The sequence below is a fragment of the Butyrivibrio sp. WCE2006 genome, assembly GCF_000701985.1.
Classification (GTDB): Bacteria; Bacillota; Clostridia; order Lachnospirales; family Lachnospiraceae; genus Butyrivibrio.
This window is the reverse complement of sequence record NZ_JNKH01000001.1, coordinates 55,525-78,805: the sequence shown is the minus strand read 5'-3', so window position 1 is coordinate 78,805 and position 23,281 is coordinate 55,525. Positions and strand designations below refer to the sequence as shown.

The window sequence follows — 23,281 nt, the reverse complement described above, 5'->3', positions numbered from 1 at the left end:
AGAACTCCCTTCTTTTTAATAGAACGTCTTAACAAGGCTTCCGATAATAAGATTCCAACCATCAGCAAGAACAAACAAAAGAATCTTAAAGGGCATTGAAATTGTGGTAGGCGGAAGCATCATCATACCCATACTCATAAGTACTGAAGAAACCACCATATCAATAACAATAAACGGAATATAAATCAAAAATCCGATAATAAACGCCGTTCTGAGCTCACTTATAAGAAAGCTTGGAACAAGTACTGCATTGGGAATACTATCAAGCTCCCCGTCCCACTCAATATTATCAATCTCCATAAAAAGTCTGACATCCTTGGTCTGAGTCTGACCATACATGAAATCTCTTATAGGAATCATGGCTGTATCAAAGAACTCCTGCTGCGAAATCTCTCCCTTATCAAAAGGCTGTATGGCCGTTTCATTGATCTCATTCAAAGTCGGCTGCATGATAAAGAAAGTCAGAAACAGCGCAAGGCCAAGCAGTACCTGGTTTGGAGGTGATGTCTGTGTAGCTATGGCTGCTCTTGTAAAGTGCAGGACAATGATGATTCTTGTAAAGGAAGTCATCATTATCAAAAGAATCGGCGCCAAACCTATAAGTGTCAGAGTGATGAGAATTCTCAGCGCTCCATTAAGCTCACCATTACCATTGTTATATGTAACCGTAACGGTATTAGCTATATTAAGTTCCTGGAGATCATCAGCATCCTTAGATGAACCGGGCGCTGTGATATTGGTTCTCTCTCCATCGGTTCCGGTAAGATGTGTATCCCTGTCAACCGTAGGGTCTGTGTTGTGAGTATCATCAACATAAGATGTTGTAGCATGTACATCAACCGAACCACTATTAAAAATACAAAAAGCCATTACAAAAGAAAGGCATAACAATGAAATGCCTCTCTTTAATAACAGCCTTAAATCAATTACTCCCCTAATTTTTTTCATACCTAAATTTTCTTAGAACAAATCAAAAGTCAAAACTATTTGCATTTTACTTTTTGCTTTTAAACCGCTCTAAAACCTTTTCAAATTCCTTACTAAAATCTACCGGATCATTAGCCTTAAAATCCGGCGGATCATACTCGTCCTCAGAAAGTTCCGTGAGAACAGTTACTGTATCCTTGCAAACTGCGATCACCAGATACTTTTTGGAAACCCTTACTATCTGCATATATTTGGAAGAAGACAATCTGCAGGTCTCCATGATCTCCATATTTGCAGTATAATTTGTCTGCTTCTGGTATCTGGCAATCCATTTTGTCACATAATAGGTCGCAGCCAAAACCAGGAAAAATAGTATAAGCACCGTAATAAGCTGCGATACCGATGATACATTCATTATTTAGTCCTTCCAATATTACTGGATAATTTCTGTAACACGGACACCGAAGCTTTCTTCAATTACCACTACTTCTCCCTTTGCTACAAATTTACCATTAACTAGCACATCTACAGGTTCACCGGCTACTTTTTCAAGCTCAATGATTGTACCCGGAGCAAAATCAAGAATGTCCGATATGGCCTTGGCAGTTCTTCCAAGTTCAACCGTTACTTCAAGAGGAACATCTTTGATCAATCCAATGTTCTCCCCTGCAGCCATCATAGGATTACCCTGAGCAAAGCTCTGGAACTGCGCAGGCTGCACATTTGCACCCATCATCTGAGGCTGCATCATCGGCATACCCATAGGCATCATTGGCATTCCCATACCAGGCATACCCATCTGGGGCTGCATGCCCTGCATCATGGAAGGATCCATGCCCGGCATTCCTGCCATTCCTGCCATTCCACCCTGCATAGCTGAAGGATCCGGTGTCGGCATTCCCATATCAGGAGCAGGTGCAGGTGCAGGTGACGGCGGCGGAACTGCCGCAGAAGCAGTATCCTCTGCTGATTCAGTACTGATGGTATCCTTTAGACTCTTAGCAAAGTCGATAGGATACAGCTGCATCAATGTTGAATCCACCAGCTCACCAATCTGAAGCTTGAAGGTAACACGGCAGAATGTCCCTGTCAGGAATTCTGATATCTCACTGGGATCATCATCAATCATATCCAGAAGTGTTGCCTCCGGCGGACTGATATCTACCTTCTGACCAATCATGGTTGAAAGCGATGTTGCAGCCGCACCCATCATCTGGTTCATTGCTTCAGAAATAGCAGATAACTGCAGCTCTCCTACTTCACCATCTGTATTAGTTCCATCACCACCCATCATAAGGTCAGTGATGACCATAACGTCTCTTTCCTTAAGAATAAGGATATTGGTTCCCTCAAGACCTACCGTGTACTTAATCTGAATAAATACACAGGGCTTTTCGTAATTATTAAGAACCGTATTCCAATTTGCCAGCTCAACCTGAGGCGTAGTGATATTAACCTTCTGATTAACAAGGGAATACAGAGTCGTTGCAGAGGAACCCATACTGATATTAGCTACCTCTCCAATCGCATCCTTCTCATCGTCATTCAGAAGACTCTCATCAATTTCTCCGGCCACAAAGCCGCCGCCACCGCCGCCTGAAGGAGCATCGCCTGCCGGCTCTTCTGCAGCTGGTGCATCTCCACCTCCGGCATCGCCACCTCCTGACGTATCCATACCGGCGAGCAGTGCATTAATTTCTTCCTGTGAAAGCATTCCATCCATGCTGCTACTCTTCCTCCTCTCTTACTACCGACGTTATTCTGACGGCATACTTATCTTTTGTAGTTCCCGGTAATGCGGTGAATTTGTAAATATCTCCCACATATACCTGAAGTTCACTGTTAACCTGATTATCAAGTCTTATAATATCGCCCCTTTGGAGCTGTACAAAATCGCTAACTGATACATTACATCTGCCAAGAATTGCTTTAACAGGCACATCTACGTGTCTGACCAAAGCCTCCAGATGATCCCCGTATGTATCATCATCATGCTTCTGCATAGTTGAAAACCAGAACTTGGTATTCAATTTATCCATGACACTCTCCAAAGTAAAGTAGGGAAGACAGATATTCATAAGTCCTTCCACATCACCAATCTTAATATTAAGTGTCACGATCGCAATCATATCAGTAGGTGATATAACCTGCGCAAACTGTGGATTCGTCTCTATACGCTCCATGATAGGATTTATCGCCAGAACGTTCTCCCAGGGCTCAACCATAAGCTGCATGCAAATGGTTATAAGCTTTTCTATAAGCGGAATCTCAATATCTGTAAAAGGTCTGGTCTTATCAAGGCCCTGTCCCTCTCCGCCAAGCATTCTGTCTATAAATGCAAATCCTATATTTGCCTGAAGCTCTAGTATTATTGTTCCCTGTAATGGAAGGAAGTTGATAATTCCCAAAATAACAGGGTTACTAAGTGCGTTACTGAACTCCGAGTAGGTAACCGTCTCAGAGTTTGCAACTGAAACCTGTACGTTTTTTCTAAGATAAAGCGGAAGCGTTGTTGACAACAGTCTTCCATAATGTTCATAGATCATCTCCAGAGTTCTTAAGTGTTCCTTAGAGAACTTGGCCGGTCGTTTAAAGTCGTAATCCTTGACCTTTTTCTCGTCCGCAGCAGACATTTGATCTACGTCGAGTTCACCGGTATTCAGAGCCGCCAGTAGATTATCTATCTCATTCTGTGATAATACTTCACTCAAGCGTAGATCACCTCACTTTTACACCAAAACAAAAACATAATAAACTCTTTTCATACTCCCCAATAAATTACTGATATACGTTTCCTGTAAAGTTCACATCATATATGAACCTTGATCCAAACAATTCCTGAATCTCTTCAAGAATAGTAGCTTTGGCGTCATCCTCATGTTCGCGGATTTCATCAAGTGTATATGAACCAATTACCGATGAAATCTTGGACTTGATCATATCCTGGTATGTAACAATGGATTCTGCTGTACCATATGTAGCATAATCTTCATTTGATTTATCAAGGGAAAGAACCACTGTACAAAGCATGTAGTGAGTCTTTCCATCGCCACTATCTTTAAGTGTAATTGTCATATCCGGAATTGAGTAGGAATCAACATTGGCGATATCAACATTACCCGTTGCTGATCCGGAAAATCCCTGTCCGTTCTCTCCACCGTTAGCCTCAATCTGAAGCGCAGCTGCTATATCTCCTATAAGAGCAACAGCCTGATTATTAGTGGTCATAACTGTAAGCATCATAAAGCCTGTCATACCGGTATTAACCAAAAGTAAAGCTAAAATGATAATTGCAAGCAGGTTCTTTTTCATTTATTTTTCTCCTTAATACATAGGACTTAGCGGATTATAAATTCTTATCTCAACTCGTCTGTTTCTGGCACGTCCCTCTGGTGTTGAATTATCAGCAACAGGTTCATATTCACCTCGTCCTGAGTGCTTCAGATTTGATGGCTCAAGACTGGTATTTTCCATCAGGTAATAAAATACTGAAAGTGCTCTTCCATCACTTAACTCATCATTATTTGTATACTTTCCATAGGATCTGTGCATGGGAACATTGTCTGTATGTCCCTCTATTTCTATTGTGCCTCCGGCATATCTCTCAAGTACCGAACCAACCTTGTCAAGAATTACATTTGCACCATCCTTAAGTGTCGCTTCACCCGTATCAAAAAGGATAGCTCCCTGAAGTGTGAGCTGTACAAACTGACTGGTGAAATTTACATCAATCTGCTTGGTGAGATCCATAGCATCAAGAGATTCACTTATCTCAGCAGCCAGGCTCTCAGAAGCCTTAAGCTGTTCCGCTTCTGCTGCTTCCTGTGTCTCCTCGGCGCTCGCCGGTTCACTCTCTTGACCTGCATTTTCAAGGTCTCCCTCAGAACCAGAGCCCGCAGCGTTGCCATCTTCTCCTGTACCTTCAGAGCCCTCACTGGGCATCATTCCGGCATTGTCGCCTTCTTCATTTACTCCGGCACCGCCATTTTCACTGGCGTTTTCACCCTTGGTGTCAGTGACTTCTTCCTGTTGTGAACCGGACTGTGAAATACCCATAGAAATAATATAATTGGACAATTCGTTAAGCTGCGAAATACCATCTCCTACCAGTGCTCCCTTCCCCAACGCGGCTTCACCACCACTAAAAATGCCAAAGGCCGAGCTAAAGGAGGATGCCACTTCTTCAAATTTCTGCGCGTCCATGGTAGCCATGGAGAACAAAAGAACGAAGAAGCAAAGGAGAAGGTTCATCAGATCACCGAAAGTACCCTGCCAGGCCGGTAGACCAGGCTTAATCTCCTCTGGTTTTTTAGCCATTACTCTCCACCCCCATCGCTGGAACCATTCTCTGCCTCATAGGCTGCTCTGTTAGCAGGTGACAGGAATGATTTAAGCTTCTCCTCAGTAACACGAGGGTTCTCACCTGCCTGTATAGACAAAAGTCCCTCAATAACAATACTTTTAAGAGTATACTCTGCATTATCTCTTGCCTTAAGCTTATTCTCAGCAGGATAACAGAACCAGTTAGCAAGAACTGAGCCATAGAATGTAGTAATAAGAGCAACGGCCATGGACGGTCCGATTGAAGACGGATCTGACATGTTCTGAAGCATAAGAACCAGTCCAAGAAGTGTACCGATCATTCCCCAGGAAGGTCCCATACCTGCAACATCCGCGAAGAATGTGTAATTCTCTTTATGTCTCTCAGACATAGCATCTATCTCAGCCTCTAATATAGCCTTTACAAGCTCAGGCTCAGTACCATCGACTATAAGACCAACTCCCTTTTTCATGAAAGGGTCCTCTATGTTACTGGCAGCTTCCTCAAGTGCAAGAAGACCTTCCTTACGGGCGGTATTGGACAGATCAATGATCTGCTTTATTACTGCCTTAGTATCATCAGCCGGCGCCTTAAAAATAAGTGTGTAGGATTTAAGTCCGCTTATAAAGCTGGGCATTGTTCTGGAAGCCAGAACCGCCATGAAAGCTCCTCCAAATGTGATCATCGCAGAAGGCGCATCCACGAAGTATTTAACACCGGTAATACCTGCACCAAATACGATACTCAAAATCATGAATATGAAACAAAGTACTACACCGAGTAATGACGCTATATCCACTTAGTTACCCCCTCAATTTAATATCACGATACCTTCTGAAGTACTATAATCAGCTGTCATCTGTGCATTGCTTCACTAATGCGGCTCTGCACAGCCATCTCTCCTGTAGATACAAGTGGTGCTTCACATTGTACGCCACTTCTCTCATTGCATCTCTTCATTATCTCTGATAATGATTCCTTAACAATAAACTTACGTCCGTTAGCCATTAAGACAACAGTATCCGGAGTTGATTCAACAGTTTCTATCAGATTCTCATTGACCAAAATAATGCGGCCATCCAGTCTGGTTACCTCAATCACAGCCAATCTCCTCTATATACGCCAGTTTCTTCATGAAAATATTTTTCGAAAAAAAGTGGCAAAACATCAAAATAATTACAGAATCAACTATGATAAATCAATTTTATCATGGTTTTTCATTATTTTGATGCACAATATTCCGCAAAAAGAAGGGTCTTGTATTTTTATTTCACATTTTATTTCTTTTTTTTGAAATATTTTTACATGCTATATCTTGTGCATACTTTATTTTCAATTATACAACATCTCGTAATTTATTAAAATAGTTTTGACAGCATTTGTGCCTATACGCTTTTACTTTTTTAATTCAAAGTTTTTTTCTTGTTTGTTTATTTTGATTTTAGATATTCCATCCTAAAACCAGTTTAAATTTGACTACTATATGTAATTTTATTTCATATTTTATCGCTATATATGTAATTTATTTTCATTAAAGAAATCTTAAGAAATCTTCTCTTGTGTCAATTTTGATTTTATGATATTTTGTCCAAGCATTATTCTAATGCGACAGATGAATTTCATTCATTTGATTTTCACTATTATCTTTTTGCAAAAGAAATTTACTGAAATCTGAAAAAATACGAAAGGAAATACATGACACAAAACAACAATAATATTTCTCTGCGTGCAGAGATAATTAACAATATGGACCTCTCTCCAGATATCAAAAAGCTTTTGGTATCAATTGTAGATGGTCACGCTTTAGTCCCTCTTACAACTGATGTAATGGCAAAAAGAATCTTTTCACCAGATCTTCATCCTGAGCGATTCGATTTTCTGATGCAGAGAATAATGAAAGATGACACTCTTGTAACAAAAAGTCCTGCATCAAATGAAACACTTCTTGACAACATGGAATCAAAAAGACTCATTTTTGACATGAGTTCATGGATAACTGACGGTCGATATGCCAATCTCGAATTTCAATCTGTTGCCCAAGAATTCATTTTTAATCGTGCAGACATCCATTCCTCCAGAATGCTCATGATGTTATATTCAGCAGACTGCAGAAAAAAGGATACTGTCAACTACAAAAATGTAAAAAGCGCTGTTGTTGTAATCCTTATGAAAAACAGCCCAAAAGCATTCAAAGAATTTAATAGCACCAGATACATTCACAGAATCAAAACAGCCACAAGTGATACCGGAATGGAGTTTCCGCTGCTTAGACAGATTGCATTTGTTCAGCTGGATAAAGCCCTTGAACAGTTTTTAAACAAGACCTATAATCAAGATGAAGATCTTGAACTGCTTGCTATCTTGGCAATTATTGCAGATATCAATAATCGTTCCGTATACGATGCCACCAGCAATAGTCCCTTCATAAAAAACATATATGAAGATGCAGAAATTTTTTCACAGGATAGGGAGGTACAGCGTATGACATTTGAAAGCGAACTTAATACTGTGTTTTACGATATGGAGATGCAAGGCGCAGAACAGCGAGGAGTACAGGAAGGAATAAAACGAGGAATCGATTTTACCAATGATTTGTATTCCTGGCTATACAGCAATAATCGTGACGATGATGTAAAGAAGGCGAGCTTCGATTCTGATTATAGAGAAAAGCTTTTCGAAGAATACAGGTCTAAACATTCTGACAATAATATTGAAGCATAGTAGTAATAAAAAATGACGCTAAGCACGCGCCATTTTTTATGTTATTCACTTATCTCCCCCCTCGCTAAGTGATTACTTATCTCTTCAGATTTGTGAGCTCCTCAAGGAGTGTGTCTGATACTGTAATGATTCGGCTGTTTGCCTGGAATCCACGCTGTGTGGTGATCATGCTGGTGAACTCACTTGAAAGGTCTACGTTGGACATTTCCAGAACACCGGTTGTGATGTAGCCACCGTCTGTTGTTACATCCTGAATTGTAGCTTCGCCGGAGTTAAGGGTCTGTGTGTAGAGGTTGTCACCGTTCTTCTCAAGACCTGATGCATTAGCAAATTCTGCTGTTGCAATCTGTCCAAGGAGCAAGTGTGGATGTTTGAATATGTTGCGTAGATTGTTTCGTCCTTACTTACTGTGACACCGTTCATCCTTTTTTAGTAAGTAAATATCATTTTATTTATTGACATTGTTATATTCATGTTTTATTATGATTATCTATCAGAAAACCATATAGGTTTTCCAGGGAGCATCTCCCATTTTTTCCTTTTTATTTTTTTATCCTATATAGAATATTTTAAAACTAACAACTCATTTTTTTATTTCTAAATCCTTGTGTGGTTTTCTGATAAAAAATTGAACCAACATGGAGGAAAAATTGAATAACACATTAAAAGTAAATAGTAAATATAAAGATTCTGTTTTCAGAATGCTTTTTAATCGCAAGGAAGAACTCTTATCCTTATACAATGCCGTCAACAACACCAATTATGTAAACGTAGATGATTTAGAGATTAACACCCTTGAGGAAGGTGTCTATATGAAGATGAAAAATGATATCTCGTTCATCTTCAGTTTTGAGCTAAATCTATATGAGCATCAAAGTACGGAATGCGGAAATATGCCTCTAAGATTTCTGCTTTATGTATCAAAGATAATTGCTGGAATGATCGTTCGAGATGACTTATACAAGAAAAAAGTAATTAAAATTCCTGCTCCCAGATTTGTAGTTTTCTACAATGGTGAAGATATGGATGATGATATATCTACTTACAGACTGTCAGATCAATATGAGAAACCTCTTCCAACACCAGAATTGGAATTAGTAGTCACAGTCATCAACATAAACAAAAATCACAATCCCGATATTATGCATGCCTGCAAGACACTCAACGATTACTCTGTCTTCGTTGCAAAAATCAGAGCATATGCTAAGATTATGGTAATCGAGGATGCTGTAGAAAAGGCAGTTGATGAATGCATTAGTGAAGGTATTTTAGTGGATTTTCTTATGAAGCATCGAGCGGAGGTACAGGAAATGAGCATATTTGAATATAATGAAGAACTCCATTTACAGAATGTTCGCCAAGACGCTATAGATGAAGCAAATGCTAAAGCTGCTGTCATCATAGCAGAAAAAGATGCTATTATTGCAGAGAAGGATTCTACTATTGCTGATCAGAATTCCGTCATTGCTGAAAAAGACGCAGAACTTGCTAAATATAAATCAAAATATGGTCCTTTATAAATGCTAAAACATTTTCATATAATTCACAAGGGCGCTCGGATGAGCGCCCTTTATATGTACTCTGCACTTCTCCCCCTCGATAAGTGCGATACATCTAATATGAAGTTCTGCTCTCAGGCTAAAGCCTTCGCCAGAACAAAGTAGTACGCTAAGCTCGAAATTACCTACACTGTATGACATTACACTAGGCTCGAAAATACCTCGCCAAGTGTTCTGCACATCGCTAAGCGATTACTTTTATCTCTTCAGATTTGTAAGCTCCTCAAGGAGTGTGTCTGATACTGTTATGATTCGGCTGTTTGCCTGGAATCCACGCTGTGTGGTGATCATGCTGGTGAACTCACTTGAAAGGTCTACATTGGACATTTCCAGAACACCGGTTGTGATGTAGCCACCGTCTGTTGTTACATCCTGAATTGTAGCTTCGCCGGAGTTGAGGGTCTGTGTGTAGAGGTTGTCACCGTTCTTCTCAAGACCTGATGCATTGGCAAATTCTGCTGTAGCTATCTGTCCGAGGAGTTTTGTCTGTCCATTTGAATATGTAGCGTAGATTGATCCGTCCTTGCTGATTGTGACACCATTCATCTCACCAACTGCACGTCCGGTCTTAAGACTGTCCTTATCTCCCTTTACTGCTCCGATTGTGGAGGTTGCCATTGTGTTATAGTTTGTAGTTGTGGAAAGATCCAAATTTACATTTGTGAAGCCGCCCATAAGGTCCACATCATTTTCTATCAAACTATCTTTAATGAACTGAAGTGTAATCTTCTCAGTTGGAGTTTCAATAGCTCCTGTTTTTTCATTATAAGTCATTCCTATATAATTCTTGATTATCTGTAATGTTCCATTTTCAAGAATATTATAAGTAAGATTTTCATAATCTGTTGCACCTGCATCAGGGGTATACCCATAAACATCTTCAAAGAAATCATGTGTAAGGGTAGCGTCATATAATTCTGATACATAACCAGATCTTGGAATATTCTCGTACAGCTTAGAGTCATCTGTTTGGTTAATAAAAGTAGCTGTTGTTTCGGTCATCTGTGGCGGAGTTTCAACAAGAATATTTAATTCCTTCGTTGAAACGGTTATGCCATAAGGTCCACCTATATCAGAATTATCTTTTACTCCTACCTGGAAATTGGCTCCATTTCCAGTTAATGAATATGTAACATCATCATCAGAAGGTACATAACCATAAACAGCTTCAAGAATTCCTTTTACAGATGATCCCAAGCTACCCACGGTACCGCTTTCACTTACGGTAACCGTTTTATCAGTCTTCAAATTTCTAAAAAGAATACTTCCTGCTGGTGCATTCTTTTTATCAACCGCATAAATTCTATCATTTTCAAACGGTCCAATATCGACAGTTGTATCTGGATATTTATAGCTTACAGTAGGTGGAGTATTTTCCGTATCTATAGTATATCTTGCAGAAGATGTATTAAATTCATTCCCATCAAGTCCTAATGCTTGCCTAATATCTGAAGTTAGATCAGTTATTGATCCTTCTTTCTTAATCTCTTTTTTGGCCCCCGTACCAATTTTAATATATGCTTTGCTTAAACCATTACTTGTAATTACAACATTATTTGTATCATATGTCTTGTTGCCAGTAACATAACCAGTTATAGTCAATTTACTAATTCCATCATTAGAAATAACATAACTTGGTTCATTCAATGCTTCTATAGCAGTCATATTTGCATCTGTAAGCATAAACATGTCTTGAAGGACTTTCTTTTTAGGATCAGGATTGGCTGGATCAGAATTATCTGCAAGATCAGCCCAGTTACCTGTCTTAGCAATAGAAGTCGTATCTCCATCTGGCGAAGCATATGTAAACATCGAGTCGGTTTTTCGAGCTAGATAGTAAGGCGCAAGATTTGCCGTAGCGTTGGTTCCTGGATTAACTTTATATATAGTCATAGATCCGTCTTCAGCTATTTCATAATAGTTTGTAGCATTTGCACCTGAAGCTTCATTCCCATATACATTATATAAAAAGCCCGGAAAACTATCATTTAGATCTTGTATAATTCCTGTTGTAGGCACCTTAGTGTACGCTGTAGAACCTGATGCGTTCTTAAATGTTGTATACGTTTGTCCAACTATCGCAGAATAATTAGTGGTATTTATAAGTTTTGTATGATCATCCAGGATGTTGTAAGTTATTGGTTCTTCATTTGCTTGATTCGTAAACCTGACATTACTCAGCTTATCTGCACCGATTGTATTTCCGTTTGAATCAAGGATATCATCAAGAGTCATGGTATAAGCATGTTCAACACCTTCTACGTCGCGGACTGCGAATTTAGCAGTGTAGAGATAACCAAGGTTATCATAGAATTCAAGAGATACTGTTTTTCCTGTATCACTTGTGATATTTGTATCATGAGCGTCGATGTTTCCACTTACTACTGCTTCTGTTGTTCCTTCCGGCGGATATGTCATATTCTCAGGTGTCATAATTGACAGTTTTCCAACACCGCCGTTTGTATTAACTGTGATTGCTCCGGTTTCAGGATCTTCCTGTGCAGACCAGCCATATACGAAGTATCCTGTTGACTGCATTGCGAGGTTTCCTGCACCGTCTACGTAGAAGGAACCATCTCTTGTAAACATTGTCTGGTTACCATTGTTTACTACGTAGAAAGCGTCGCCGGTAATACGCATATCGAAGGGATTATTTGTCGTTTCTGTTGCACCCTGCTGTGTGATTGCTGTAGCAATTGCGCCTGACTTAGCACCGAGACCGATCTGACGGGCATTTGTACCACCGACTCTCTCGGTAGCTCTTGATGCACGCTGTGAAGTCTGATACATCAAATCACTGAAGGTGATAGACTGTGACTTGAAGGATGTGGTGTTAACGTTAGCGATGTTGTTACCAATAACATCCATCTTGACCTGGTGGGTCTTAAGTCCTGCTACACCAGAAAAAAGTGATCTCATCATAAGGCATGTCCTCCTGAAAAACCGAGTACAATTAAGCACTCTTCGGGGACGGCACACATATTCTATTTTCCGATAGGGAATGAAAAGAAAGGAAACGAAAATTGAATTCCTTCTGTCAGTCGGGAATTCATGGCCTCCTTAGACACTTACCACTTCCGGTAAGCTTGCGGCTGACTGCCCTTCAGCCTCGGTCCGGTCATTTTTCATTCATTCTTCTCTTTAGTAGAACCTATGCGATTACCGCTCCGTCTATATTGGTGAAAACGTTGTTGCCAGTTTCCTGGCTATCCATCGCCGTTACAACTGTGTTGCTCTTAACATTAACGATGAAGGCAAGCTGATCAACCAGGATGAGTGATTCGTTTATTCCTTTCGCATTGGCCTGATTTCTTGCATTATTCAGGCGGTTCATCTGATCCTGTGTAAGCTCAATGTTGCGGTCACTTAGTCTGTTGGAGGCATGTTTTGAAAATTTAACGCCTGCCTGATTATTTTCGATCTGAGAAAGGATTTTTCCAAAATCAGAATTCTGAATATTGGTATTCCCGCCTCTGACCTTTTCAGTCTGACCAAGGTATTTACCCTGAACCTGTTCAATTGAAAGGAATCCGCTTTTATCTATTGTCACGGCTTACTCCTTTCTATAAACAAAACACTAAGCCTTTATTTGCTCTGCCGATTTATATTTCGGCACATAAGTCATATAATTAAGGCATATCAACAATATTTAATAAAAATTAATAATTGGCAAATAAAGAATCCTTACTGCTGCTGTGCTGTCGCTGCGTTTTCATCTGTTCCGCTATCTGTGGAAGCATCTTTATCTTCCGTAATCGCCTCTGCCTTTTTAGCATCTTCTGCTGCTTTGTTCTTTTGATATTCAGCGTCGTTCTTCTGTGCTTCTTCAAGAAGTTCTTTCGCCTTCAGATAATATTGTTCAAGCTTCTCGATGTCCTTCTTATCAATAAGAGCAATCGCATCCGCATCCATCTGCTTGTAAAAATCATAAGCATCGAATACCTTCTGCGCATCGGTAAATACCATATTTTCAAATGCAGGGAACTTGCTCATCAATGTATCAAGGTCATCTGCCTGATCATGGATTTCAGCAAAATGTGTATCCGCAACGGAATTGACATCATCCATCTTATAGTCTGTACCATCGATGTTAAGATATGCCTCTCCGCTCTTGTAGGTCACGTAATCAACCTTACCCTGAACCTTCTCGCCGCCTTCATTCGTCACTATTACAGTTTTTCCTACAAGATCTGACGCTCTGGACATTGAGAACGCTTCAGCCATATTGGATATCTGCTCTACCTGAGTGAAGGTCGCATACTGGTTAATATACTCTGTGTTGGAAGTAGGCTCTAAGGGATCCTGATATTTCATCTGTGCACAAAGAATATTCATGAACGCATTTTTGTCATAACCCTGATTGGAAGCAGCCGCTTTTTTGGCATCTTCGACTTTGTTTGAGGTATCAACAAGTTTACCGTTTTCAATTACTGCATTTACTCCCATTTTGTCACCTCCGACAATTTGTCATGCTGAGAAGTCTACTGTGTTACCATTGATAGCCATCATCTCTGCTGTGAGCTGATCTTCCTCGTCAATTTCTTCAAAGTCCTCTGCTGTAAGATCATCCAGCCTTATTCTTCTCATGGGCTTTCTGATTGATTCCTGCGCATCCTGATCATCCTCTCTCTGACTCTGGCTGTCATTAAGTGTCTGATCAAATGCTCCCGCATTAACAGTAACCTCAACTGCGGTTACTTTTACGCCCTGTTCGTTTAATCTATCCTGAAGCTGCTGAAGCTGGCTCTCAATAGCTGCTCTTACATCCTCATTCTGTGTCAGGAATTTCGCAACTACATTACCATCTCTTGCCGCTTCAATTATTACATTCACATTACCAAGACTTGCGGGATGAAGCTGCATCTCCATTGTTGTTGAATCAGCCTTAACATTCATTTTAATGAACTCGGTTATCTGATCCATAATGTCCTGAGTGCCTACCCTTGCCATCTGCCCATAGCTTTCAGTCTCAACTACCTCAGAGAGTGAGGATGATATCTGGTTCATTACCTGATTGTACATTGAGCCGTCTGTATTCTGCTGGAGATTACTGTTGTCATTGTTCTGGCTGTTTTCACTACCGGTTTCTCTGCTCTTTACCTGTTCTGCAACAGGCGCTTCCACCTTAAGAGTAAAGTCAGGAACTTCTGCATCATTTCCCCTGCCTCTCAAGTTTTCTGAAGCGGAAACATCTTCTGCCATAACTTCATTATTTGCTACTTCAGATGTAACTTCTTTGATGACACCTTCACCGCCTGTGATATCAAGTCTGACCGCTTCTGTCTGAAGTGTTGCAGCAGGTGTTTCAAAGGTTGCTGGGTTCTTAGCATTAACATTTTCCTCTGCAGCTGCAAGAATCTGGCTCTGTGCTTCTTTCTCTGCAAGGCTCTCGTTGAAATTCTGCAGTGCCGAGCTTAATCCTTCCTCTGTAAGGTTAAACTCTTCCATAAGATTTTGTCTTGTGGTATCAACCGCATCCTGCATATTCTGCACGTTGAGGTAAAGATCTGCATTGGTTACAATAGCCATCACATCATCAGCATTTGTAACTTCTCCGATAATCTGCGTGAGATTAGTGGGATCAAGGATTGCTACATTAGTCAGCCCTAATGTTGCCATGGCATTCTCGATATCTTCGATGCTCATGCCAAGTGTGTCAGCAAGCTGCTGCATAAGTTGTCTGCTATCATCGAGCATCGCCTGTTCGAGAGCTGTCAGTGCTTCATCTACCACCTGTACTGCCCCGTCTCCCTCGGGATTTTCAGGAATCGGAATGAAAACTTCAGCAACTACTTCCTGTTCCTCTGTCTGATCTATAACTTCCTCGGGAACTTCAGCTGCTTCTCTTACATCCTTTACTTCTTCTCCTGTATCCCTTGAATTTTCAGCAGCTCCTCTGTTCTCAGCGGTCCTGGTTGTATCAGTTCTGTTAACGTTCTGAGAATTAGCATTTTCTCCTGATACATTTTGTGACTGCTTCAAATCCTGAGTTCTCTCATAAGCAGCGGTATTTTTATTATTTTCATATACAGCTCCTGTATTTGTGAGAGTTTTTGCTATCGATGATGATATGGCCGATGCCTGCTTCTGAGTATTGGCATTGTTCAGGGTCTTGTAAAAATCTGCAGTCTGCTCCTTTGATGCAGCAATTCCTTTTGTCGGTGCGGTATTAACCAATGCATTTATGTTTGTAATTCCCGGAATCGCATTTGTAATCAAATTCACTTCCTCCTTTCATACAAAATACAATATGGGTACACTATCCCCATAGCTTTACACAACATATATCGGCCATGCAGGAAAAAACTTTACCCACATGGCCGAAAAAAATTAAAATTTTATAAACTACATATCATATTTTCCCAAACGCAATAAGAACAGCGTTCGGAAATCTGTCAATTACTGTTTCCCACTCCTGAAACCGTGGCTTTATGAGCAGCTGGCTCCATGTAATCCGTAACCTTTCCTGCATATTCCTCAGTCATCTTATCAAGGATTGCTCCGCGGTTCTCAGCAGTCATCTCACCAAGTATTTTAGAAATAAGCCTGACTGCATCACCCGTATCATTCTCAACCATTGAATCAAAAATGGCTGCTGCTTCTTTAGGCTTCATGGATGAATAAGCCTTTACATACTGCTCAAGCTCGACATCATCAGCACTTCCCTGAATTATCTGTGCATATATCTGAGCAGCCACATCAGGCTCTATCATTTCGTAGTACTTCTGGTACTCCTCAGGGGTAGGTGCATTATCAGCATAGACAATGTTTTTATAAAAATCCTCTTTTTCCTGCTCAAGCTTTGCCTGTTCTTCCTCAAAAGGCTGCAGTCTTTCGACTTCTGCCTGTAATTTTTCGTTTTCCTCCTGAAGAGCGGTGTTATCTTCCATTTCTTTTCTAAGCTCTTCCTCAAGTCTCTTGATATAAAGATTAGCCTCATCAAGGCTGTTAGCAAGCTTTTCATCTACGGGATTTACGATAGGTGTGTTGGCTGCTTCCTCAGCCTTTTTCTGAGCTACCGGAGTATAACTTCCCTCCGGGAGTATAGCCTGAAGCCCCGGTACATCACCTATGATTGGTGCCAGGACATTAGATCCAAAACCACCAACGTCAAGCTTTATCAGCATTAACATGATTGCTATCCATACCAGAATGATCACACAGGTAACTATAAGCGTAGCCACGCTGCCGGAATCATCTCCGTTTAGCTCAGCGTTTCTTTCAGCCAGTTCTATTTCCCTTAGCCTTGCTGCCTTACGCTGTTCCTTCATTTCCTGCCTTAAAGCTTTTTTGTCTTCCTTCAGCTTTTGTCTGGCTTCTTTATCCGGATCAATCGGTTTGGGTTCAGCCGGTGCCTCAGTTTTCTGCTTTTCTGCTTTTTCTGCCATTACTCTTCCTCTCTGCTACGCTGAGTGTATGTAAAGCTGGTCCTCTCATCGACCTCTTTAGCTTCCGCTTCTTTTTCTTCTTCAACGAATTGCTCAAAGGCCTTCTCTTTTAGCCTTTCCTGCATTTTTCTCTCCTGCACCGCCCTGGTGAGTTTCATTCTTGCAACCTCAAATTTGGCGCGGTAGGAATCAACCTTAACCTCCTGATCCTTTATAATTACATCCATCTGTCTCTGATAATAATTATTGTCAACTATTTGCCGGACATCCATCACGTTTGCATTTCTTAGTTCATACCCTTCACGTATAAAATCATCACGGGTAGCGATCAGTCCGTTTAATATTTCAATTTGATCATTCAGCTCTTTAGAGGCCTGGGCAAATTCCATTTTCACCTGTTCCTCCTGCTGGAGTCTTAGGTTCAAAACTCCCTGGAGCCTGTAGTTGAATCTTGCCATATAAAACCTCTTAATTATTCTTTAAACATACTTGTAAGCTGGGCGCACACTTCTTCGTAAGTAAATTTCTCATCAGTTTCCTGCATAAGAAAATTATTAACCGCATCTATCTTGGATATAGCGTAATCGATGCTCTTATTGGCTCCACTCTTATATGCTCCGATATTTATCAGGTCTTCTGCATCTGCATAGGTCGCAAGTACATTCTTAAGTTTTCCGGCTGCACGCTTCTGCTCGGCGGGAGCAATTGCGCTCATGCATCTGGAAATACTTGCAAGCACATCGATAGCAGGATAATGATTTTTCTGAGCAAGCTTTCTGTTTAAAACTATATGACCATCAAGAATACCTCTGGCGGTATCTGTGATAGGTTCATTAAAATCATCACCATCTACAAGTACTGTATAAAGTCCTGTTATTGAACCATTTCTGGATTTACCCGCTCTCTCAAGGAGTTTAGGCATCTCGGCATACACGCTGGGCGGATATCCTCTTGAAACAGGCGGCTCACCACTTGCAAGGCCTATCTCTCTTTGCGCCATGGAAAAACGTGTGAGAGAATCCATCATAAGAAGAACATCTTTTCCCTTATCCCTGAAATATTCAGCGATTGAGGTAGCGGTCTTAGCTGCCTTAAGTCTCTCAAGCGCAGGCTTATCTGAAGTCGCCACAACAACTATCGATCTCGCCATTCCCTCAGGTCCAAGGTCACGCTCAATGAACTCTCTTACCTCTCTTCCACGCTCTCCTATAAGAGCGATAACATTTATATCCGCATTGGTATTTCTGGCAAACATACCCATAAGTGTTGATTTGCCAACACCTGAACCTGCAAAAATACCGATTCGCTGTCCCTTACCAACTGTCAAAAGGCCATCAACTGCCTTAACTCCAAGGGACAAAACATCGGATATAGGATCTCTGGTCATGGGGTCCGGCGGCTGATTCTCTACAGAATAAGCTATACCATTTTCAAGCATGGTCCCTTTTCCATAGTTGGTTCCATCTATTCTGCCAAGGCCATCAAGGGTTTTACCAAGAAGACCCTCTCCGACATTAACTCTTAAAGGCGAATCAGTATTTTCAACAATACTGCCATTACCTATGCCGCTTATATTCTCATAGGGCATAAGAAGAACATGATTATCCTTAAAGCCTACCACCTCGGCCATAGTTCCTCTGCCGGAAGGCCTGGCAGTACCCTCTCCGTCCTTTTTCTTGGAATAGATGTAGCAGATATCACCCATCTTAGCCTCAGGTCCTGCCGACTCAATAGTAAGCCCTACTACATTCACCACCTTACCGCGAACCCTGTAGAACATATTATTAGCTACTTTTTTGTATTTAGAATAATCAATAAGTCCATTTGCCATCAGCGTTTACTCCTGTCAAAAGATAGAAGCTTTAACTTTCTTGAAAGTTCCGAAAGCTCCACGCCAAGAGAGCAGTCAAATACACCGCCGTCAGATTCTATTATGCACTCATTTTCATTTAGCAGAGGATCCTCAATAATCTCAAGCGTTGAATTAGGTGACGCCATTGCTTCATCAAGAGTAGCCCTCTCATCAATCACAAGGTCATAATCATCTGAAGAAATATGCAATATTATATCTGATCCACTCTCAACCTTACCAAGAGTTGTTCTTATGAGATGAAGAATTATATCTTTGTTCTCTCTAAGATCAACATTAAAAACATGCTCATAAATCTGAGTCAGAGTATCCACCATATCCGGTTCGATACTGGCAATCAGCTGCTGAAAATCCGCCTGCTGTTTTTTTCTTTCCTCAGCTATCTCTGCTTCAGCGGCTGCCTTCATCTGGTCGATTTCTTCCTCAGCTTTTCTCTTGCCTTCTTCATAACCGGCATTCCTGCCCTCTTCGATAGCCTGATTCTTAAGGGTTTCAGCATTTTTCGCTATTTCGTTAGCCTGAGCATTAGCGTTATCGATAATCTGTTTAGCCTGCTCTTCCGCCATTCTTATCTGTTCATCAATCTGTGCCTGTATCTCTTCGAGATTGATCTGTGGCGGCTCCGGCTCCTGAACAGTTTCTTCAATCTGCTGCATTCCGGGATCGATATCTTCATCAGAAAACTGCATTCCCTGATTGCCAATACCATCAGTCATCTCCTGTCCCATTGCAGGATCACCATCTAAGTTCTCAAAATTGCCCTCGTTATAGGCATCTAAATTATTCTCGTTAATAAAATCAGGATTATCTGAGAATCCGGCTTCATTTCCTTCATATCCCATACCATATTCCGGATCAAAGGAATCTGTGAGTCCTTCTGAAAACTCCCCCATTTCCTCCTGATCATAATTGGTATTGCCTATTATATTTGAAGAACCATCAAAAGCATCTATCTGTTCAAATCCAAGGCCTTCTTCAAAACCACCAAAAGCAGGCACTGGCTCACCTTTCTCCAATGCCTCCCTTCGACGCGCTTCTTCTGCCTGATATTTTTCTATTTTTTTCTCAGAAAGCTCGTTGTTATCAATGATATGTTTATCGTTCTCATCAACCTGATACCAACCGAACTTAAGTAAATTAGATTGATTAGACAACCAGATCATCACCTCCGCCTCTGGAGATTACAATCTCACCGGCATCCTCAAGCTTACGTATGACATTAACAATCTTCTGCTGAGCTTCTTCAACATCCTTCATACGAACAGGTCCCATGAAGTCCATATCCTCCTTGATCATCTGAGCAAGACGTTTGGACAGGTTATTAAAGATTGCGGTCTGTACCTGTTCTGTTGATCCCTTGCAGGCAAGACCAAGGTCAGCATTATCAACATCACGCAGCACACGCTGTATGGCACGATCGTCCAGAAGAAGGATATCCTCGAACACGAACATCTTCTTACGGATCTCATCAGCAAGCTCAGGCTGCTCGATTTCCAAAGTTTCCATGATGTGCTTCTCTGTCGCACGGTCAACTGCGTTGAGGATTTCAACAACAGCATCCACACCACCGACAACCGTGTAATCCTGGTTGACCAGTGATGAAAGTTTTGATTCCAGAACACGCTCTACTTCCTTGATAGTATCAGGACTTGTTCTATCCATCGTCGCTATACGTCTTGCAACATCCGCCTGTCTCTCCGGAGGCAGCGCACCCAGTATCAGAGCACTCTGAGCTGAGGACATATAGGACATAACAAGAGCAATAGTCTGCGGATGCTCATCCTGAATAAAGGTAAGGAGCTGGGAAGGATCCGCTTTTCTGATAAACTCAAAGGGCTTAACCTGCAGAGATGCAGTCAGCTTACTGATTACATCCATCGCCTTGTCTTCACCCAAAGCCTTCTCCAGAAGTTCCTTCGCATAGTTTATACCACCCTCAGCAATATATTGCTGGGCAAGGCATATTCCATAGAACTCTTCTATGACAGCTTCCTTGATCTGCGGCGTTACGCTTCTGGTATTAGCTATTTCGAGAGTAAGTTCCTCTATTTCGTCTTCTTTTAAATGTTTAAAAATTGCAGATGATTTTTCCGGTCCCAATGCGATCAAAAGGATAGCAGCCTTCTGCGTTCCTGATAAATCTGCAGTAAGAGACGGATCGTAATTGCCTACAGGCGGGAGATTACCTCCCATATTACCGGCACCATCTAACTCGTCATCATCAAACTCTTCACCGTCAATTGCCATAGTAAGTGCTCCCCTCTAAATTTGTTCAAACAAATAACTAAATTATAATTCGTAGTCTTCCTTAAGCCAGTTGCGAAGAAGGATTGCAGCTGCCTCAGGATTGTCTTCAATGAATTTCTCAATAAGTTTCATGGTCTCGCTGCTCTCTTCCATCGTTATGTCAGCAAGTCCGCCTTCCTCGTCCTCAGGAACCTCATCCTCGAAGAATTCTTCAGGTTGGGATTCCAATAGTTCCTCGACAGAAAGCTCTTCCGGAAGAACTTCTTCCTCCTCTTCCTCGATCTGAATCTCTTCCTTTCTCGTTGTAATGCTTCTCCATATAACAAAAGCAAGAAGTCCCAGGATAAGAAGTATCAATATCGCCTGAAGCACATCCGTAAATGTAAGTCCCTTTGCCTCTGAGTCAAAGAACTCCGGCTGCGTATAAGCAGTCATTGAAATGTTGGCAGGCTGAATACCTGATGCTTTTGCAACTATGTTTATAGTATCCTCAGAAACCTCCGTCTGAGATACACCGGTATTCTCTTTAAATTCTGCCCATGTCATCCCGTCATGGTCATCAGGATTGTAATTATCTTCATTGTAGACAACATAGGTTGTTGCAGTTACCGATATTGAAGATTCCTCGTAATTTACCTTTCCGGAAGGAGTATCAATTGTTGTAATCTCCTCATTAGGAAGGTAATCCTTAGATTCCTCTTCAATGGTTGATGTTGAGTTCTCGTTATCCTGAAGCATATAGGAAGTCTCATCATCATTGTTAGTATCCGTTCCCGGAATACCGCTGGTGCCGTTTACATTATTGGCATTATAACTGTCTTCATGACTTAAAACACCCTGTGTCTGTCCCTCAGCAGGGGTATAGGTGTGGGTTGTCTTCTTAATATTTGAAAAATCAAGTACAAGATTACTTGCAACTTCAATTTCATTATATAGCTTGGTTCCCTGAAGAACGCGGATTATCTCATTCCTTATCTGTGCCTCTGCCTTGGTCTTGGCATTGAGCTGTGTACTTGCAAGTCCTGCAGCAGATGTATCTTCGGAGCCGGAGAACAACAGATTACCTTCGCTGTCCATGATGGTAATCTTCTCAGTTGTATTATTACCAAGGGCACCGGCAAGGGCCTTTGCAAGGAATGCTGCGTTATCCTCAGTAAAAGCATCCGGGTTCTTGAGCCTCAAGAATACACTGGCTGAAGATTCTTCATTCTTAGATAATAAAGTGCCATCATTAACCGGTATATGAAGCTCAACCTTTGCACTTTCTATTGCATCAAAGTTAGTTGCAAAATCACTTCCAAGCTTCTTTTCAAGATACTCTATATATTTTTTCTGTTTATCAGATTCTGTGGTTGAAAAGCTTCCGTTTACTACATTATCAATTGTATATTCATCAGATTGAATGTTATTCGTAGCAAGCAAAAGAGACGCATTAGTTTTATCTGAGGCCAAAACCTCGAATCTAAGCGCGTCATCTGACATTTTATATCTGATACCATTTTCATCAAACAGTTCGATAATATCATTGGACTGTTTTAAATTCTCCGCAGTAGCGATAGGTATATATTGAGGCTGGTTAAAAACCGTAACCAGAATTACAACTGTCAGAAGTACAGCTGCAACACCTGCCCCTATAAGCGTCTTCTGTCTGATTGTAAAACGATTCCACCACTCAAGGATCCTATCCCTGAGTCCCAAAAGACGTTCTCTCATACTACTCTCCTCCGTGTTACCAAAAACTCCTCAAAGATTCTGCAAAAATCCCCACCTGTAAACACATGCTTAAAGCCTGTTCAGGCATCTGCAAAATCCAAATATATTAAATCTGCATCTGCATAATTTCTTTATATGCGGAAAGCATCTTATCTCTTACTGCAATCGTGTACTGAAGTGCAGTCTCAGCCTTCTGCAATGCAATAGCAAGATCATGCGTATTATCTGTCTCGCCGAGAGACCACTTTATCTCCTCATTCTCAGCATCAGATAAATATGCATTGGTCGTATTGATATTCTCAACCGCTCTGCTGAAAATATTTGTAAAAGAGTTATCATTGCCAAACCTGTCCCCAAGTGGATTGGAAACTCTTGAATCAGCTTTTTCAGCGTTTCTGATAGCTGCTGAGTGAACATTTCTTATCTGACTAATATCAATATCTGCCATTTACTCCCTCCTCTATATACGCTGGTTAATATCTGCCTTAAGTCCGGTCGGATACGGATCCCGTAAACGCCAAAAATACGTGCGCTA

The 23,281-nt window shown here is 41.0% G+C and carries 21 protein-coding genes and 1 pseudogene; 2 read left to right on the top strand and 20 right to left on the bottom strand.

Annotated elements, in window-relative coordinates; translation table 11 throughout:
• Positions 1-15: 15 nt before the first annotated feature.
• From fliP to T501_RS00330, 8 genes are all read right to left on the bottom strand, one after another.
• Positions 16-948, bottom strand: coding sequence for a flagellar type III secretion system pore protein FliP (fliP, locus tag T501_RS00365; RefSeq protein WP_044912626.1), 933 nt, complete (start codon positions 946-948; stop codon positions 16-18).
• Between the two features lie 46 nt (positions 949-994).
• Positions 995-1,342 carry a flagellar biosynthetic protein FliO gene (locus tag T501_RS00360; RefSeq protein ID WP_044912624.1) on the bottom strand — a complete coding sequence of 116 codons (348 nt, stop codon included), beginning with the start codon at positions 1,340-1,342 and terminating at the stop codon, positions 995-997.
• An 18-nt stretch (positions 1,343-1,360) separates the two neighbouring features.
• Positions 1,361-2,650, bottom strand: a complete 1,290-nt coding sequence (gene fliY / locus T501_RS00355; protein ID WP_050008032.1) for a flagellar motor switch phosphatase FliY — start codon at positions 2,648-2,650, stop codon at positions 1,361-1,363.
• Positions 2,651-2,654: 4 nt separating this feature from the next.
• A complete protein-coding gene (fliM, locus tag T501_RS00350) occupies positions 2,655-3,638 on the bottom strand; it encodes a flagellar motor switch protein FliM (RefSeq protein WP_044912622.1) in 984 nt (327 codons plus the stop codon).
• Positions 3,639-3,705: 67 nt separating this feature from the next.
• Positions 3,706-4,239 (bottom strand): flagellar basal body-associated FliL family protein, encoded by a 534-nt coding sequence (locus T501_RS00345; protein WP_044912621.1) that lies wholly within the window; start codon positions 4,237-4,239, stop codon positions 3,706-3,708.
• 12 nt (positions 4,240-4,251) lie between these two features.
• Positions 4,252-5,244: an OmpA/MotB family protein gene (locus tag T501_RS00340; protein ID WP_044912619.1), complete on the bottom strand. Its 993-nt coding sequence runs from the start codon at positions 5,242-5,244 to the stop codon at positions 4,252-4,254.
• On the bottom strand, positions 5,244-6,047 hold the full coding sequence (locus T501_RS00335; protein WP_044912617.1) for a motility protein A: 804 nt from the start codon (positions 6,045-6,047) through the stop codon (positions 5,244-5,246). Before T501_RS00335 ends, T501_RS00340 begins: the two co-directional genes overlap by 1 nt.
• 56 nt (positions 6,048-6,103) lie before the next feature.
• Positions 6,104-6,349, bottom strand: coding sequence for a flagellar FlbD family protein (locus T501_RS00330; RefSeq protein WP_044912615.1), 246 nt, complete (start codon positions 6,347-6,349; stop codon positions 6,104-6,106).
• Between the two features lie 594 nt (positions 6,350-6,943).
• On the opposite strand from T501_RS00330, the gene T501_RS00325 reads away from it, so the two are divergent.
• The gene (locus T501_RS00325; RefSeq protein ID WP_044912613.1) at positions 6,944-7,969 is read left to right on the top strand and encodes a PD-(D/E)XK nuclease family transposase; all 1,026 of its coding nucleotides are present in this window, start codon (positions 6,944-6,946) and stop codon (positions 7,967-7,969) included.
• Between the two features lie 76 nt (positions 7,970-8,045).
• Here the strand turns inward: T501_RS00325 and T501_RS00320 are convergent.
• A pseudogene (locus tag T501_RS00320) lies at positions 8,046-8,392 on the bottom strand (flagellar hook-basal body complex protein); the annotation flags it as partial.
• Between the two features lie 227 nt (positions 8,393-8,619).
• Here T501_RS00320 and T501_RS00315 point away from each other — a divergent pair.
• On the top strand, positions 8,620-9,489 hold the full coding sequence (locus tag T501_RS00315; protein WP_050008031.1) for a hypothetical protein: 870 nt from the start codon (positions 8,620-8,622) through the stop codon (positions 9,487-9,489).
• 237 nt (positions 9,490-9,726) lie between these two features.
• Here T501_RS00315 and T501_RS22820 read toward each other — a convergent pair whose 3' ends face one another.
• The 11 genes from T501_RS22820 to fliE all read right to left on the bottom strand — a co-directional run bounded on the left by T501_RS22820 (position 9,727) and on the right by fliE (position 23,194).
• Positions 9,727-12,450, bottom strand: a complete 2,724-nt coding sequence (locus T501_RS22820; RefSeq protein ID WP_050008030.1) for a flagellar hook-basal body complex protein — start codon at positions 12,448-12,450, stop codon at positions 9,727-9,729.
• A 229-nt stretch (positions 12,451-12,679) separates the two neighbouring features.
• On the bottom strand, positions 12,680-13,078 hold the full coding sequence (locus T501_RS00305) for a TIGR02530 family flagellar biosynthesis protein (protein WP_026509963.1): 399 nt from the start codon (positions 13,076-13,078) through the stop codon (positions 12,680-12,682).
• 134 nt (positions 13,079-13,212) lie between these two features.
• Positions 13,213-13,974, bottom strand: a complete 762-nt coding sequence (locus T501_RS19695; RefSeq protein ID WP_050008029.1) for a flagellar hook capping FlgD N-terminal domain-containing protein — start codon at positions 13,972-13,974, stop codon at positions 13,213-13,215.
• Positions 13,975-13,995: 21 nt separating this feature from the next.
• Complete coding sequence (locus T501_RS00295) at positions 13,996-15,747, bottom strand: flagellar hook-length control protein FliK (RefSeq protein ID WP_044912610.1); 1,752 nt, start codon at positions 15,745-15,747, stop codon at positions 13,996-13,998.
• 176 nt (positions 15,748-15,923) lie between these two features.
• On the bottom strand, positions 15,924-16,916 hold the full coding sequence (locus T501_RS00290) for a MotE family protein (protein ID WP_049945715.1): 993 nt from the start codon (positions 16,914-16,916) through the stop codon (positions 15,924-15,926).
• The gene (gene fliJ, locus T501_RS00285) at positions 16,916-17,374 is read right to left on the bottom strand and encodes a flagellar export protein FliJ (protein WP_044912608.1); all 459 of its coding nucleotides are present in this window, start codon (positions 17,372-17,374) and stop codon (positions 16,916-16,918) included. The genes T501_RS00290 and fliJ overlap by 1 nt, the downstream gene beginning before the upstream one ends.
• Before the next feature lie 14 nt (positions 17,375-17,388).
• Positions 17,389-18,747 carry a flagellar protein export ATPase FliI gene (gene fliI / locus T501_RS00280; protein WP_044912607.1) on the bottom strand — a complete coding sequence of 453 codons (1,359 nt, stop codon included), beginning with the start codon at positions 18,745-18,747 and terminating at the stop codon, positions 17,389-17,391.
• Positions 18,747-19,949 (bottom strand): FliH/SctL family protein, encoded by a 1,203-nt coding sequence (locus T501_RS00275; protein WP_044912605.1) that lies wholly within the window; start codon positions 19,947-19,949, stop codon positions 18,747-18,749. Before T501_RS00275 ends, fliI begins: the two co-directional genes overlap by 1 nt.
• A complete protein-coding gene (fliG, locus tag T501_RS00270) occupies positions 19,933-20,979 on the bottom strand; it encodes a flagellar motor switch protein FliG (RefSeq protein ID WP_044912897.1) in 1,047 nt (348 codons plus the stop codon). Before fliG ends, T501_RS00275 begins: the two co-directional genes overlap by 17 nt.
• Before the next feature lie 96 nt (positions 20,980-21,075).
• Entirely contained in the window at positions 21,076-22,746 is a 1,671-nt protein-coding gene (locus T501_RS00265; protein ID WP_044912603.1) for a flagellar M-ring protein FliF C-terminal domain-containing protein, read from the bottom strand.
• 106 nt (positions 22,747-22,852) lie between these two features.
• Entirely contained in the window at positions 22,853-23,194 is a 342-nt protein-coding gene (gene fliE / locus T501_RS00260) for a flagellar hook-basal body complex protein FliE (protein ID WP_026509969.1), read from the bottom strand.
• Positions 23,195-23,281 lie beyond the last annotated feature (87 nt).